Genomic DNA, 15,536 nt, shown 5'->3' with positions numbered 1-15,536 from the left:
ACCTATAGAATTCAATTTACTCCTCATTTTGGCTTTGATGCAGCTAAAGTTATAGTTCCATACTTAGCTGAACTAGGAATTTCTGATATTTATGCTTCTCCTATATTTAAAGCAAAAACAGGTAGTAACCATGGATATGATGTAGTCAATCCTAATATACTTAATCCTGAATTAGGAGGCCAAGAAAAATTTACCGAATTAGCTACAGAAATCAAAAGTAATGAAATGGGATGGCTACAGGATATTGTGCCTAATCACATGGCATTTGGTAGCCAAAATCATATTCTAGTAGATGTCTTAGAAAATGGTCCTGAATCTCAATATCGTGACTATTTTGATATTGACTGGAATCATCCTTATGAAGGAATCAAAGGTAGAGTTTTAGCACCTTTTTTAGGTAAGTTTTATGGAGACTGTCTCGAAAGTGGAGAGTTAAAACTTAATTACGGTCAAAATGGATTAGCTGTTAACTATTATGACCATCAATTTCCAATTAGAATTGATTCTTATACTCAAGTATTAACCTACAATCTCGGCAAATTAAGAAATAAATTAGGCAGAAAAAACCAAGATTTTGTTAAATTACAAGGAGTTCTCTATAGCTTAAAATATATCCCTTCTGGATCTGAGGGTAGAGAAAGATATGACCAAATTAGTTTCATCAAAGGGATGTTGTGGGAACTATGGAATGAAAATCCACATATTAAAAAATTCATTGAAGACAATATAAAGACTTTTAATGGCGTTCCAGGAAAGCCAGAAAGTTTTGACTTATTAGATAAATTATTATCCGAGCAATACTTTCGCTTATCTTTCTGGAAAGTGGGTAATGAAGAGTTAAACTACCGAAGATTTTTTACAGTAAATGATTTAATTTCGGTCAGAGTAGAAGATGAGCAAGTATTTAATACTACTCATGCTCTAATTTTAGAAATGTTAAAACAGAAAAAATTTACAGGTTTGAGAATCGATCATATTGATGGACTGTACTCTCCTGCTCAGTATTTAAACAGACTGAGAGAAAAAGCAAATGCTCCCTATATAGTTGTCGAAAAAATTCTTGAACCCAGCGAAGATTTACCTGTTAATTGGCCAGTTCAAGGAACTACAGGTTACGATTTTTTAAACTATGTTAATGGTCTTTTTTGTGACCATTTTAATGAGGAAGAATTCGATCGGATTTATTCTCGTTTTATTAAAGGTACTTCTAATTATGGGCAGCTAGCTGATGAAAATCAAAGGCTGATTATTAATAAACATTTAGCAGGAGATATTGATAATTTAGCTCACTTACTTAAAGATATTTCTAGTAAATATCGATATGCCAGCGATTTTACTATTTTTGGTTTGAAAGCAGCTTTAGTAGAAGTTATGTCGGTGTTTCCGGTGTATCGAACTTATGTTAGTAAAGAAGGGGTTAGTAACGCAGACCGAGAATGTATTCAGAGAGTAATTGCTAAAACTAAAGAGAAAATTCCTTTCTTTATTAATGAACTTTTGAATGAATTGACTTTTATTGAGAAGTTCTTGTTGTTAGAATTTGATGAGCATTTAAACCAGGAAGATAAAGATAAATGGCTACACTTTGTAATGCGGTTACAACAATTTACCGGACCTTTAATGGCAAAAGGTGTAGAAGATACTGTTTTATATGTTTATAATCGACTTATTTCTCTGAATGAAGTTGGTTCAACTCCTAGTAAATTTGGAGTTTCAGTCGAAGATTTTCATGGATTTAATCAACATCGTATTGCGTATTGGCCTCACACTATGAGTGGAAGTTCTACTCACGATACAAAACGTGGGGAAGATGTCAGAACGCGAATTAATGTACTATCAGAAATTCCAGAAGAATGGGAAAGTTATCTACAAAAATGGCAGGAGATTAATGCAACTCAAAAATATTGTGTAGCAGGTATAGATGTTCCTGCATCTAATGATGAATATTTTTTATATCAGACTTTGTTGGGTGCTTTTCCCTTTGATGAAAGTGAATATCCAACTTTTGTCGAAAGGATTAAAGAGTATATTATTAAAGCAATTCGAGAAGCAAAAGTTAATACAGGTTGGTTAAGACCGGATGATGATTACGAAAGTTCACTTATTAAATTTGTAGAACATCTACTGAAAAAGTCAGAAGATAATGAATTTTTACCAGCTTTCCGACCTTTGCAACGTAAGGTTCAACATTACGGTGTTTTTAATTCTTTATCTCAGACTTTTTTGAAACTTACTTCTCCTGGAGTTCCTGATATTTATCAAGGTACAGAATTGTGGGATTTGAGTCTTGTGGACCCTGATAATCGTCGTCCCGTTGATTTTGAAAAAAGAGCAGAGTTTCTAGAGGAAATTAAAACAAAAATAGAGTCCGATATTTTAGGATTGATTGAAGAAATTTTACAAACTCCAGAGACTGGTAAGATTAAAATGTTTTTAATTTACCAAGCTTTGCAAGCACGCCGAGAGTATTTAGATTTATTTCAAAGAGGAGATTACCAAAAGTTAATTGTTATGGGTAGTTTGAAAAATCATATAGTTGCTTTCTCTAGAAAATGGGGAGATAGTACAGCGATTATTATAGCTCCCAGATTATTAACTAAATTGATTCAAGAAGGAGAAAATCCTTTAGGAGAACAAGTATGGCGTGAGACTCGAATCTGTTTACCTTCTGGTTCTTCTTTGGTGTGGAAAAATGCAATTACTCAACAAAAACTTCAAGAAGAGAAAGAGGATACTTTATGGATTAGAAATGTACTGAATCATTTTCCTGTAGCATTATTAATTAATGAGCAGGGTGAAACAAATAATGATTCTGAACTAACGGTAGATTCTCACAATTAAGTATACTTTAGGTTTTAATTTTGAGATTTTATCAAAATAAAATTTAGCCCGCCAGAAAACTTTTAGAAGGCGGGATTATTTTTCGCAAAAATGACTTGCTCAAGGTACTTTAACCCACATTCCGCACTTCAAAAGGTAGTACAAAAATACCGTAAGAAAGCGATGTAGCTGCCGCTAGGCTCCGCCAACACAATTAATTAAGTATTAATACTGAAAGTCAAGAAAAATTGGCGCGATTAGGATACATTAGAACCCACATTCCGCACGACAAAATGTAGTACGTAAACATGGTAAAACTTGAGTAAGTATTTAGACTCATAGTATTGGGTAGGAGGTGGTCACAAATCAATAAGTTAATCACCAATCTTTACCCTATTTTTTTTTGAGTGATGTAGGTTAAAAGCTTTGACCAAAGGGCTTTGAACTTGCTTGTGACTCCTGCGGGACTCCATGAAAGCCTGATATAATGATATCAGTTGCCGGAAATCGCTAATAGACCAACTCAAAAATTACCAAAATTCCTCTATCACTTGAGCGATCGCGAAGCGGAACGGAGTTCTATCGCATCTTAAATAATTGCCAAGTGGTTAATTCAACTATTATTCAATCCTTGATTATTTTGGCTCTCTACCTGTTTTCATCTCAAGTTTCTTATTCTTACAGTAGATAGTATTTTTGACAACTTGGAGGAAAAAACTTCAATAATTCTAAACGCTCCGGAGTTAGATTAGATATGCTCTTAACTCCGGAATGAATCAATAAATGAATCGACTGAAAACATTGAAATATCCAACGTAATGTTGGTCTATTTGTAGGACGGCCTAATTGATTTTTGACAGTAGATTTAGTCCGGTTTAAAGTTTGACGTAGTTGACGCTGGCCTAAAGTATAAACCAATAAACATAAGCCCATAATTAACCCCAAAGCTTCGATTCGATGAGATGATTTCAGGAAGAGAAGACACTATCAGTTAAAAACAGAGGGTCTTTGAGGAACCTAAAACCTCTCTCAACAGATTGTTGTCCCTTATATTTAGACAACATTTCTTCTGTGGTTAATTCCATCCCATCCAAGATATTTGTTGCTAATATAAATCGACCTGCTCGTTTTTTTTCTAATTCTATTTTTGACTCTCTTAAGTCCAGTTTTACTTGGACTTCATAAGGAAAATATTTATCAGATTTCGACTCTACGAATTGAAAATTAATTTCTGTCAATTCGTGATCTAAAAACTTTTTAAACAGCTTTCTTGCTGCTGTTTCTGCATCTGGTTGACAAACAAACTTTTCAGCCTACATTCCGCACGACAAAACGTAGTATAAAAAATTAGGAGTCAGAATCCAGAATTCAGGAGAAAATAATAACGTACAAATTGAGTATTTATGCTTAAAATTTTACTGAGAATTTAACTTTTGAGAAGTAATTTATAAAGTATAAATACTTACCAAATAATAGAAATTGTATACTACTTTTGATATTACAAATTGACGTGCGGAATGTGAGTTTAATACTAAATTGATATAATGTTTACTAAAACCTACATTATGCACAACAATATGTAGTACGTAAAGAGGGAAAAACTTGAGACTTAGAATCCAAGCTTAATGTAAGCCTTGGGTTATGTAATAAGTTATCAATATTATTATTTGTCTTTTTTAGTGAGTTTGAGTTAAGCCTTGCGTTTATTCAAACTCTTTGAAAAGTCTTGCGAGGGCCTAATTAAGCCATAGCACAGGCTCTAGAAAATCAACTTCAAAGTCATTGTAATCCCACTCTTCTATAATTCCCATTCCTCCTGACTTCACCGATTCTGTTTGCGGAGCATTCCGTAGGACATTCTGGCTCCTCCTCTGAAAAAAAGACTTTTTCAGCAAACCCTAATTAGTCTAAACTCCAGTTGATTAGACATCCCCAGAAAAGAAGGAGTATGAAGCAGGGAGAAATAATTCATAATTTTATGGATAATCATTGATTTGATTTTTTATTATTTGGAGATATCTATTTAGAAAAGGGAGTATCGACAGTAATATTTTCCTCTTTATTAAATAACCGCTCACAAATACCTAATAAATATGATTTATTACTGATGGGCGATCGTGGCAATGGCTTTTCATTATCAGGCCAACTAGGTAAATCGAAACATGGACAACAATCTGGGGGCATTCCTTTGACACGAGATGGGATAGGCATGGAACAACGGGCACAATCACTAATGTCCCATTCTGGAGATAATAATTCTGCAATTGTTTGATGTGTCCCCTCCAAAAAACAATCTCCTGATTCAGAAGATAAAATTTGTTGCCAGCATGATTCAAAATCTTGACTGTAGCGATCGCCTAAAAGTACAGCTTGAGGTTTTATAGCTACTTGACCATTCCTGATTAATACTTTCTTGCCTAACTGAAACCAATAGGCAATATATTGTTTGACTCGATTGTGAGATGCCATAACTCTTAGCTCCGATATTTTCCGTTTAATTGAACTTCAAAGCCAATAAATAGCCTCGTTCATCTACCTTCATTCTAACTTTTCTATTGTCAACATTGGGGAGTGAACCTAATATTTTATTTCTTTAGAATAAATTAAGAATTAAATGTTTAAAGGTGTGCCTAAAGTACTAAGATTCAAAACATGACCTCCTGTGACAAGATAAACAGACTGAGAAATGACTCCAATTCGACGAATCAGATAACCAAGGCGATCGCGAAATAGCCGTCCGATAGGAAATGAAGGAACTACTCCCCAACCTGTTTCTTCACCCACTAAAATTACATCACAATTAGCTTTTAATAAAGCTTCAATTAAAGCGGTTATTGTTTCATTCCAAGCTGCTTCATTTTGTGACAAAATATTAGCTAACCAAGTACCTAAAGAATCTACCAAAATACAGTAATCTTCATGTGCATAAGTAGTCAAAGTTTCTGATAGTTTCACAGGTATTTCTAAAGTAGTCCAATCACGAGGGCGACGGTTTTGATGTTGTTCAATTCGAGTTTGCCACTCTAGATCGTTACCATCAACTTGAGAAGTAGCTATATAAATTACTTGTTTGTGAGAATTAATAGCCAAATTTTCAGCCCACTCACTTTTACCAGAACGAGCAGGACCTGTAACCAAAATTATTTTCTTAGAAGTGACTGGAGGAGAATTCATGAGAATGCAAAAAGATTATCCAGTGTAAACTGTTGTTTACTAACACCAAAAAATATAGACTATCCTGGACAAACATCTACAAAATGTCTAGGATGTGAGACAATCTAGAGCAGAAAAATTAGGGACCTGACACGAAACTTGAGTTCATGTCAAAGCTATCACAAATATGATTGACACCCAAAGACTTGCTCTGCTAACCTTAGAGTGAAGTAATTCAATGTAAGTAATGGCCAAATCTCACAGTTCCTTAACAGGGATAGAAGCCAAAATTGAATACCATCCTGCAAACACAGAACTCGGAGCATTGTATGAATGCTGGAAACGTTCTGCTGTTAACTGGATGCAAACAGAAAAATTGTCAGAATCTGAACTAGAAAAGCGTCTGATGAAAAAGTTGAACATTCAATGGGCATGGGCTGATTCAATCGCCACTGAACCAGCTCAATGTTTAAACCAATTAAAAACAGCTAAAAATAACTATATCACTAAATTAGAGTTACAATTAAGCGCCAAAACAACTGGAACAAAAAAACTCATCACTAAGCTAGAAAAAACATTAAAATTAGCGACGAAAAAAGGTTTTCCACACACACAAGCTCGAAATAAATTTTTTCATCAATTGCTCTTGTTAAAAAGTAAAATTCAGAAAATAGCTAGTCTGAAACGAAAATTAAAGAAGTTAAATTCTACAGAACGTTTACATATTTGTTTTGGTTCTCAGAAATTATTTAATGCCCAATATAATTTAGCAGAAAATGGATATAAAACTCGACATGAATGGGGTGTAGATTGGAGTAAGAAACGGTCAGGGAGGTTTTTCTGTGTGGGAAAATCTCAGCCTGGGGGTGGAACTATGCTCAAAGTTTTTCCATTACAAGAGGGTGGTAAATATCAACTACAAGTTCAATTACCTAGACCATTACAAGGCAAATATGGTCAGAAAATACAGCTAGAATTTAGTGTTTCAGATAGGAATGGGAGATATAGAGCAACAGATTTAGATTATGCCATCAATAGTTTAAAACCAATCACAATTTCTATTTTTCGTAGAGAACATAAACAGGATAATTGGTATATACATCTTTCAACTTATGTACCAGAAACACCAGTAGTTCATACAAGAAAAAATGGTTGTATAGGTATTGATTTGAACGCTGATTCAATTTCAGTTACTTATGTAAAGTGGGATGGAAATATTGAATATTTAGAAGACATATCTAGAGAGTGGAAAAATCAAACTACAGGACAACGACAAGCATCCATGAGAAATATTGTTTGTCAAGTTGTGTTCTTAGCAGAGTTTTTTGAATGTGCAATAGCCATTGAGTCTCTAGACTTTAGTAAGAAAAAGGCCAAGATGAGTGAAGAAAGTAAAGTTTACAATGAAATGCTTGTCTTATTGTCTACTAGAATATTTAGAGAAACTTTAGAGTCACGTTGTAGAAGATTTGGAGTGGAATTAATCAGAGTGAATCCAGCTTTTACCAGCGTAATTGGAATGATTAATTATATGGCTAAATACGGCCTTAATAGTGGCACTGCTGCTGCTTTAGTGATTGGCCGTAGATCCTTAAAGTTATCAGAAAAAATACCACAGTGTTTGTTGAGACCAGAGGATGTCAACAAACATGATTGGAGTCATTGGCGACGAGTTGCTAGTTTTATTAAACTACATCGTATCCGAAGGACTCAACTTTTTCGATGGAGGAAAGCCCTAGAGGGAATCCGCTCCCCATAGTTTATGGGCGGAACATCAACTTTCACAGCAAGTACACATTGAAACGGGTGAGTAATGAAATCATTTGCACTCACCGATGGCAAATGTCTAGCGCATGTCTAGTTTTCAAGAAGGTGAAAATATAAGGATATTGACATACTCTCCGGCCTAAAGGCGCGGAGATTCTCCTGAAACCAGGATTCTTGGTTTGCTGACGCAAGGCTACGCCAACACTGAGTCCACTTAAACTAATTACCTTGCGATACTTAGCCCAGAGATGATTCTCTCCCCAAGCGTTTGCTCTATTCCAAGAGCCTGTTCCCGTATGCCCTACGGTACAGTTCAAACCTTAAAAAAAATTGGTTCTCTGGTACTTGATGCTTAGAGCTTTTCCATGCACAAGCATTCCTGTGCAAAACCCCATAACTCTTCTCTTGGTCAGCATTCCCTTGCGCCTAACGGCGACGCGGGGTCTGACCGCAGTTTTCAAGGTGCAAACGCTACAGTTAAGTAGCTATAGGTTTTTAGAGCGGTTGAATACCTTTCCGCTGTTTCCATAATAACATAAAGTCCCCCTGAAAGGGGGAGGCTTTAAACCCAAATTTTCGGTAAATTAGTAATTAGTAATTAGTAAATAGTAAATTCGGCCAAAATCTCAGAAAACTCCAATAGTAAAATAGTAAGAATTAACTATGGCCCAAATATCTGCTATTATCTGTACTCATAATCGGGAGAATTACTTAGGAGCTGCCATAGATAGCCTGCTTGGACAGGATTTTCCTGGTAACTTTGAAGTAGTAGTGGTAGACAATGCTTCCACCGACCGCACCCGCGAAGTAGTAGAAGCAAGATATCCCAGTCCCAATCTGAAATATGTCTATGAGCCAATCACAGGACTATCTGTGGCCAGAAATACAGGGGCAAAAGCAGCCAGTGCTGAAATTTTAGCTTATCTTGATGATGATGCTGTTGCTAGTTCCCAATGGTTAAGAGTATTGGAAGAAGCTTTTCAAAGTAATGAAAAACTAGCGATCGCTGGTGGTAAAGTTACTTTGATTTGGCCAGAAGGAATTAGCCCCCCCAAATGGCTTTCTCCAGAATTATCAGGAAACCTCGGTTACTATGACCTTGGTGATTCTGTAGTTTATATTAATCAGCCTGGTTTAACTCCTAGAGGTTTAAATTATTCCATTCGTCGTACATTTCTCGAACAAATTGGTGGTTTTGATACGAACTTAGGCCGAGTCGGCAAAAAGCTATTGTCTAATGAGGAGTTGCATACCACAGAATTAGCAATAAAGCAAGGTTGGCAAGTAGCTTATTTGCCTGAAGCTTTGGTTGCTCATAATGTAGCTCCTGAGAGGGTTAGACCTTCGTGGTTTATTGAAAGAGGTTGGTGGCAAGGCATTAGCGAATGTTATCGCGAACAACTAGCTGGTCAAGCTGGTCTCAGACAACTAGGAAAGGGTAGTGAGAGAATGATTAGAGGTGTGTATAAGTCTCTCAAAAATATAGCAGACCCGGCCAAGCGTTTTGATAATTTTGTCTATGCTTATGCTCAAATAGGCTATCTAGGTGCTGCTATTCAAGGCATGATATCTACAAAGTAGGTTTTAGGTAGTTAGGTTAGGTGGTATGCCGAAATGCTAATCTAAGGCCACTCAACATCAAATCTATCTACCTAAAGGCTAACCCAAGGCAACTCAATACAAAACCCTTAGTGCCTTCAGAGTATAATATAAAGTTATACATAAATATAGTCATATATAGTCAAGTAACGTCAAATATCTTCGTTGATTTATACAAAAGAGCTACTAAATATTTGACAAAATTTAATAACTCCAAGGTCAAAGGTTTACAAAGGTTTAATAGTATAATGAAATTGGCATTTGAGTTTCAGACTAAATAATCAGAAAAATTCCTAAGTCCTCGAATCCTAATATAATTTTAACCCCTTGATTTATGAGATTAGTTGAGAGACATATCCCATACAAAAAATCATCGGTTTTATTCTGAAATTGACCAACTGTGTTTCTTGTCTAAAAATCTCTATAACTATGCTAATTATTTAGTTCGTCAGTCTTTTATATTTGAAAAGACAAATCTATCTTATTATGACCTGCAAAAGACACTCTCTACTCAATCAGATTATCAAGCAATTCCAGCTAAAGTATCTCAACAAATATTGATGATACTAGATAGAAACTGGAAAAGCTTTTTAGCAGCAAACGAAATTTATAAACAGAACCCATCAAAGTTTAAATCTCGGCCTCGTCTTCCTAGATATAAAAATAAAATAACGGGAAGAAATCTTGTAGTTTATACGACACAAGCTATCAGCAAAAAACAATTAAAACAAGGAATTATTAATCCTAGTAAAACAGGAATTTATCTAAAAACATTAGTACCTACTTCACAAATTAAACAAGTTCGTCTCGTCCCTAGACTGAACCATTATGTAATAGAGGTAATTTATGAGAAATGCGAAAAACAATACGAGCTAGAGAAAAATCGTTGTGCCAGTATTGATATAGGATTAAACAATCTAGCTACATTAACTTTTAATCAAGCTGAAATCAAAGCACTCTTGATCAATGGCAGACCGTTAAAATCTATCAATCAATACTATAACAAAGTGAAAAGCTTCCTACAATCTCAACTCCAGGAAAATAGCTCAAGCAAAAGACTGAAAAAACTTTGTAATAAAAGAGAATTCAAAATCAATGACTATCTTCATAAAGCATCTCGTTTAATTATTGATACTCTAATTAATCAGAAAATAGGAACATTGATAATTGGGCACAATCAAGAGTGGAAGCAGAAGATAGGTTTAGGGAAAAGAAACAATCAAAATTTTGTCTGTGTTCCCTATAAAAAGTTAATTGAAATGTTATCTTATAAAGCGAAGATGGTAGGGATAAAAGTAATTATTACAGAAGAATCTTATACCTCCGCATCAAGTTTTATAGATAATGATTTGATTCCTGTTTACAAGAAAGGTGAGAAAAATCAAGTCACTTTCTCAGGAAAAAGAATAAAAAGAGGTTTGTATCGTACCGCTAGCATTGGATTAATCAATGCTGATGTCAACGGTTCTCTAAACATAATGAAAAAAGCAGTCCCAAATGTCTTTGACTATGGGATAGAGAAGCCAGTGCGTTGGGCGGGTTCCCCGACTTGAAGCAACTGGCGTGGTGTTGTAGTTCACCCAGTCAGGATAACACCTGCAAAATAAGGATATGTCATATTTGACTATATTTTTATGAACTATAGCGATAATAAAATAAGGTAATTCCCATTTATTTATAGAATTCTTAACTATGACATCATCTAAGATACCAGTTTCAGTTCTCATCCCGGCTAAGAATGAAGAAAAAAATTTACCCGCTTGCCTAGATAGTGTCGCAAGAGCAGATGAGATATTTGTGGTAGATTCTCAAAGCAGCGATCGCTCTGGGGAAATTGTAGAAAGTTATGGAGCAAATTTAGTACAGTTCCATTTTAATGGTCAATGGCCAAAAAAGAAAAATTGGTCTTTAGAAAATTTGCCATTTCGGAATGAGTGGGTACTTATTGTTGATTGTGACGAACGTATTACTCCAGAACAATGGGATGAAATTTCTGTAGCTATTCAAGACTCAAATTACAATGGTTACTACCTTAATAGAAGAGTATTTTTTCTAGGTAAATGGATTCGTTATGGAGGTAAATATCCTGATTGGAATCTGCGTTTATTTAAGCATAAAGAAGGTCGCTACGAGAATTTAGGAACTGAGGGAGTGCCTAATACGGGAGATAATGAAGTGCATGAACATGTTGTTTTGAATGGAAAGGTAGGCTATCTGAAAAATGATATGCTTCACGAAGATTTTCGCGATTTATTTCACTGGATAGAAAGACATAATCGTTATTCTAATTGGGAAGCGCGAGTACATTACAATATACTTACTGGTCAAGATGATGATGGAACTATTGGTGCAAGTTTATTTGGGGATGCGGTACAGCGTAAACGTTTTCTGAAGAAGATATGGGTAAGGTTACCATTTAAACCGATTTTGAGGTTTATTTTATTTTACTTTATTCAATTAGGGTTTTTAGATGGTAAAGCAGGATATATTTATGGTAGGTTACTGAGTCAATATGAGTATCAAATAGGCGTTAAACTTTACGAACTTAAAGATTGTGGTGGTCAGTTAAATACTGTTAAGAAAATCGAAAAAACTTCTAAACCTCGGCCAGTTGCTCAGGTAGATTCAGCAAGTAGTAGCTAGTAGTCAGACTAAGGTAAGTAAAATATCTAAAATATTTATTTACAGTGGTTAAATTTGAGGGTAATTTCAGTTATCAGTTATCAGTAAAAGTATAAAAGAAGCGACCAGAAAAGCTTGGTTTTATTGCTGATGATTCTGATAGATAGATAACTCTAAATTTATCCTCATACTCGACTTGATAGCTAGAATCAGTAATGCCAAAAATTTAGCTAATTAGGGTTTGCTGAATAAAGTATTTTGGTAAGGGTAGGAGTCTTCAATAATGGATAATTGATAATTGATAATTGATAATTACCTCTCCCTAAAAGGAAGAGGATTGAATAAAAGGAGAAAATTTATTTTTTTCCCCTTGAAAGGGGAGGCTTTAAACCTGAATTATTGAATTATTGAATTATTGAATTATTGAATTATTAATTATTCGGTAAAAATTGTTCCTTGATTTTTCTGCCATAATCATCCCAAAATACTAGCTTTTTGAGCTTGAACAACCGAAAAGCTTGTAATTTTTTCAACAATAAAAGGCTGCAAGCAATATCAGTCAATGCTTTGATATTTAATCAGCAAACCCTAATTAATCTGAAATTTATCGCACATTTAAAAGAGGTAGAAAGAGGACAACTAACCTATTTTCTACTTCCTTATTTTGATTTTTATAGCATTAAGGAAGAAGTAATATTATATCCGCAAAGTCTGGATTAACAAAAATTGTTATTTCACAGGAGTCATTTAAAAAGTACGGGAATTTCAAATCGGTAGGTACCAAGTTTTAGATAAATTGCTTCAAAGACAGAAAAAAAGCTAACCGGGAATTATTCAGATGAAGAGATTAATTACTATCGAAAAATTATTTTTACACTAATATAAACCAGAAAACTAATCACAGAAATAGATGAAATTATTATGTAGATTTGCTATTTTTTTGACTCAGTTCATTAATCTATTCCATAGTCAAAATAAATTAAATAAACCTTTCAAAATTAACTTAACTATTCTGTAGTAATATAATAATCAAGATCCGATGGTATTTTTTTTTAAATTTTAGTAAAAGTATAAAAGTTACTATTTACCTAGTATAAATATCTTTATAGCATAAAATTATTTAATCAAAGTCAAGCCTAAAAAAATTTAACTCTCAATGACGACAAATAACCAACAAACAGAATCTTGGGTCGATCTTCGCAAATATAACCAATCTTGGTATGACCGAGGTAAACCGGGTTGGTTCGTATTACTGTGGTGGTTAGTACAAGCAATTACTTTCCCGCTAACTCCTCAACCTTTATATGGTGTGAGACGACTAATATTAAATCTCTTTGGAGCCAAAATTGGTAAAGGAGTTTTAATTCGCCCCACTGCCAGATTTACCTACCCTTGGAAAATAGCGATCGGCGACTATAGTTGGATCGGAGATGAAGTAGTTTTGTATAGTCTTGACCGTATAGAAATAGGTCAACATTGCGTTATCTCTCAAAAAAGTTACCTCTGCACTGGAAGTCATAATATAGAAGACCCCACATTTGGTTTACAAACAGCAAGTATTAATATTGATAATGGTGCATGGGTTGCTACAGATTGTTTTATTGCTCCAGGTGTTAATATTGGCGCTAATGCTGTTATTGGTGCTAGGAGTAGTGTTTTTAAAGATATGCCAGCAGGTCAGGTTTGTTTAGGAACTCCTTGTCAACCTCGTTACCCAAGAGAAATTAAACATTAGACCTCTCCTCCAAAAGAGGGAGTAGGGGATTTTCAGTAAGCCTTAATTATTAATTATTAATTATTAATTATTAATTATTAATTATTAATTATTGAACTATTCATTCATATTTTTGTAAGTTGCAACTGCAGAAGGCGAACTACGGTTCAAGTAACGGAATATCCAATACTTAAAAACAGCATCTAAAATCACCGGAAAAGTTGCAATAAACAAGAAATTAAAATCCCTACTTTCTGCTACTCCAAAATGTCTAGCAACATTTTCCAAAATCACTTCCCAACCATGAGGGGAGTGAAATCCCACAAACATATCTGTTAACAAAATTAGAATAAATGCCTTAGCACTATCACTAAGACCATATATCACATCATCCATAAAAGACTTTAAAATCTCAACATCTCTTCTGTTAGTAGAAATAATGCCAACAAAAGTAATCAAAGATATAAAGTCACAAAAAATATTTTTAATAGCATTATTACTTCTATTTTTATATTCTGATGCTATTTCTTGAGCTTTTTCTTCTACTTTATGCTCAATCAATTCTTCTCTTTCAAGTTTGGGTATTTCTGAAATTTCTTTTCCAGTTTCATGTAATTCTGGGAATAATTCAGGAGCATGGCCTAAATAAATTTGAAAATGAAGCTCTTCCTCATATTTACGCAACTCCATCAAAGCTTCTTCTTGCAAGTCGCGGTTAATAAAAATCTCTTCTTGTTGAGTAGAGACTGGCAGAAAACGATCAACTAAGTAACCCACAAAAGTTATTTTTGATAACTGGTGAATCAGTAGAGGTACTAAAATCAATAGTAAAATAAATCTAACCGAAGTAATAGTCTTAACTTTAGATTTTCTAAATTTTTTAATTACATCTTCTTCAGCTTCTGGGTCTAACTCTTTCTTGATTCTTTTAAAAGTACTTAATAATGAACGGGGTAGAAAGCTAGTTTCAGGTTGATCTCTTGTTAGTGTTTCTGTAGTATTTATAGCAGAATTATTAGATGATATATTATTAGTAGAATTAATATTATCTTGACTAGATATGATAGCTAAAGAGGATGAAGAATCAGGCGCTTCTACAATAGAATTAGATGTTTTAATTGGAGATTTTGTTTGTTTACGATATCGACTAGCTACTTTATCAATAAACTCTAATTTTTCCAAAATAATTGATGGTTGGTCCTGAAATTCTTGCTGATAAGATTTATTAAATTTATCCTTGCTATAGCCAAGCTGATTTTTCTCAAAAATACCAACAACTGAAATACTTGCATTAAACTCAGCTAATCTAGTTTGAATAACTGTTAAATATCGCTTCAATTCAGAATTAAAATAAGACTTAACACTATCACCATAACTAGCTGATGTTAAAGAAATCTTTTGACCTTCAAAATGCTTCTCTTCAATCGCCTTAATATTGAGAGCAGCATCATAAGCCATATCTAAAGCTCTTTCAGGAGTTTCTCGAAACCACTCGTTAGCACTCAGAATAGAGAGTTTAAATTGCTTCCAGGAGTAAATAGCCATATCGATTATTTTCTGATAAGTTCAATCAGCTCGCCACTATTTATTAAATTTAGAACTGATAATCTCAAGTTAGTAGTTTAAAGAGCTAGTAATGAACATTTGTATGTTTGATAATAAGCAATTTCAACTTAAAAATAATATCTTTTTACTATTATCAACTTATCTAGTGCCATTACGCGGAAGTTAAAAGTAAAAAGTTAAAAGTATTGATTTGTAAATGTTTTAGGATTCTGTAACTGGTAAGTTATTTCTGCCATCCTATACTAGTATCTTAGCAGATTTTTGCTTTTTAATGTGAGCATAAATACGCTATTCA

11 protein-coding genes are annotated in these 15,536 nt (G+C 34.1%); 6 read left to right on the top strand and 5 right to left on the bottom strand.

All coding sequences use genetic code 11. The features are described 5' to 3' along the window. Positions 1-2,841: malto-oligosyltrehalose synthase (gene treY / locus AC3DU7_RS06785; protein WP_488038595.1), on the top strand; the 2,841-nt coding region annotated here is incomplete at its 5' end. A gap of 657 nt (positions 2,842-3,498) precedes the next feature. Here treY and AC3DU7_RS06780 read toward each other — a convergent pair. The 4 genes from AC3DU7_RS06780 to cobU form a co-directional block, all read right to left on the bottom strand. After that, on the bottom strand, positions 3,499-3,753 hold the full coding sequence (locus tag AC3DU7_RS06780; RefSeq protein WP_488038594.1) for a hypothetical protein: 255 nt from the start codon (positions 3,751-3,753) through the stop codon (positions 3,499-3,501). Positions 3,754-3,788: 35 nt separating this feature from the next. Further along, positions 3,789-4,058: a hypothetical protein gene (locus AC3DU7_RS06775; RefSeq protein ID WP_488038593.1), complete on the bottom strand. Its 270-nt coding sequence runs from the start codon at positions 4,056-4,058 to the stop codon at positions 3,789-3,791. Positions 4,059-4,839: 781 nt separating this feature from the next. Next, positions 4,840-5,289, bottom strand: a complete 450-nt coding sequence (locus AC3DU7_RS06770) for a hypothetical protein (RefSeq protein ID WP_488038592.1) — start codon at positions 5,287-5,289, stop codon at positions 4,840-4,842. 141 nt (positions 5,290-5,430) lie between these two features. Next, complete coding sequence (cobU, locus tag AC3DU7_RS06765; protein ID WP_488038591.1) at positions 5,431-5,994, bottom strand: bifunctional adenosylcobinamide kinase/adenosylcobinamide-phosphate guanylyltransferase; 564 nt, start codon at positions 5,992-5,994, stop codon at positions 5,431-5,433. A 226-nt stretch (positions 5,995-6,220) separates the two neighbouring features. On the opposite strand from cobU, the gene AC3DU7_RS06760 reads away from it, so the two are divergent. From AC3DU7_RS06760 to hpsU, 5 genes are all read left to right on the top strand, one after another. Next, positions 6,221-7,732 carry an IS200/IS605 family accessory protein TnpB-related protein gene (locus tag AC3DU7_RS06760; RefSeq protein WP_488038590.1) on the top strand — a complete coding sequence of 504 codons (1,512 nt, stop codon included), beginning with the start codon at positions 6,221-6,223 and terminating at the stop codon, positions 7,730-7,732. 671 nt (positions 7,733-8,403) lie between these two features. After that, on the top strand, positions 8,404-9,321 hold the full coding sequence (locus tag AC3DU7_RS06755) for a glycosyltransferase family 2 protein (protein ID WP_488038589.1): 918 nt from the start codon (positions 8,404-8,406) through the stop codon (positions 9,319-9,321). Between the two features lie 362 nt (positions 9,322-9,683). Beyond that, positions 9,684-10,892 carry an RNA-guided endonuclease InsQ/TnpB family protein gene (locus AC3DU7_RS06750; RefSeq protein ID WP_488038588.1) on the top strand — a complete coding sequence of 403 codons (1,209 nt, stop codon included), beginning with the start codon at positions 9,684-9,686 and terminating at the stop codon, positions 10,890-10,892. Positions 10,893-11,031: 139 nt separating this feature from the next. Then, entirely contained in the window at positions 11,032-11,982 is a 951-nt protein-coding gene (locus AC3DU7_RS06745; protein WP_488038587.1) for a glycosyltransferase family 2 protein, read from the top strand. 1,135 nt (positions 11,983-13,117) lie between these two features. Beyond that, entirely contained in the window at positions 13,118-13,696 is a 579-nt protein-coding gene (gene hpsU, locus AC3DU7_RS06740; protein WP_488038586.1) for a hormogonium polysaccharide biosynthesis acetyltransferase HpsU, read from the top strand. Positions 13,697-13,792: 96 nt separating this feature from the next. Here the strand turns inward: hpsU and AC3DU7_RS06735 are convergent, their stop codons facing one another. Beyond that, positions 13,793-15,220, bottom strand: coding sequence for a proton extrusion protein PcxA (locus tag AC3DU7_RS06735; protein WP_488038585.1), 1,428 nt, complete (start codon positions 15,218-15,220; stop codon positions 13,793-13,795). Between the last annotated feature and the right edge of the window lie 316 nt (positions 15,221-15,536).

This window comes from Okeania sp., assembly GCF_983059655.1.
Note: the sequence above shows the minus strand (reverse complement) of the source record. Positions and strands in the feature narration are given on the sequence as shown.

Coding starts and splice junctions, on each gene's coding strand:
- AC3DU7_RS06780 (WP_488038594.1), bottom strand. CDS start 3,753: ATGGGCTTATGTTTATTGGTTTATACTTTAGGCCAGCGTCAACTACGT.
- AC3DU7_RS06770 (WP_488038592.1), bottom strand. CDS start 5,289: ATGGCATCTCACAATCGAGTCAAACAATATATTGCCTATTGGTTTCAG.
- cobU (WP_488038591.1), bottom strand. CDS start 5,994: ATGAATTCTCCTCCAGTCACTTCTAAGAAAATAATTTTGGTTACAGGT.
- AC3DU7_RS06760 (WP_488038590.1), top strand. CDS start 6,221: ATGGCCAAATCTCACAGTTCCTTAACAGGGATAGAAGCCAAAATTGAA.
- AC3DU7_RS06755 (WP_488038589.1), top strand. CDS start 8,404: ATGGCCCAAATATCTGCTATTATCTGTACTCATAATCGGGAGAATTAC.
- AC3DU7_RS06745 (WP_488038587.1), top strand. CDS start 11,032: ATGACATCATCTAAGATACCAGTTTCAGTTCTCATCCCGGCTAAGAAT.
- hpsU (WP_488038586.1), top strand. CDS start 13,118: ATGACGACAAATAACCAACAAACAGAATCTTGGGTCGATCTTCGCAAA.
- AC3DU7_RS06735 (WP_488038585.1), bottom strand. CDS start 15,220: ATGGCTATTTACTCCTGGAAGCAATTTAAACTCTCTATTCTGAGTGCT.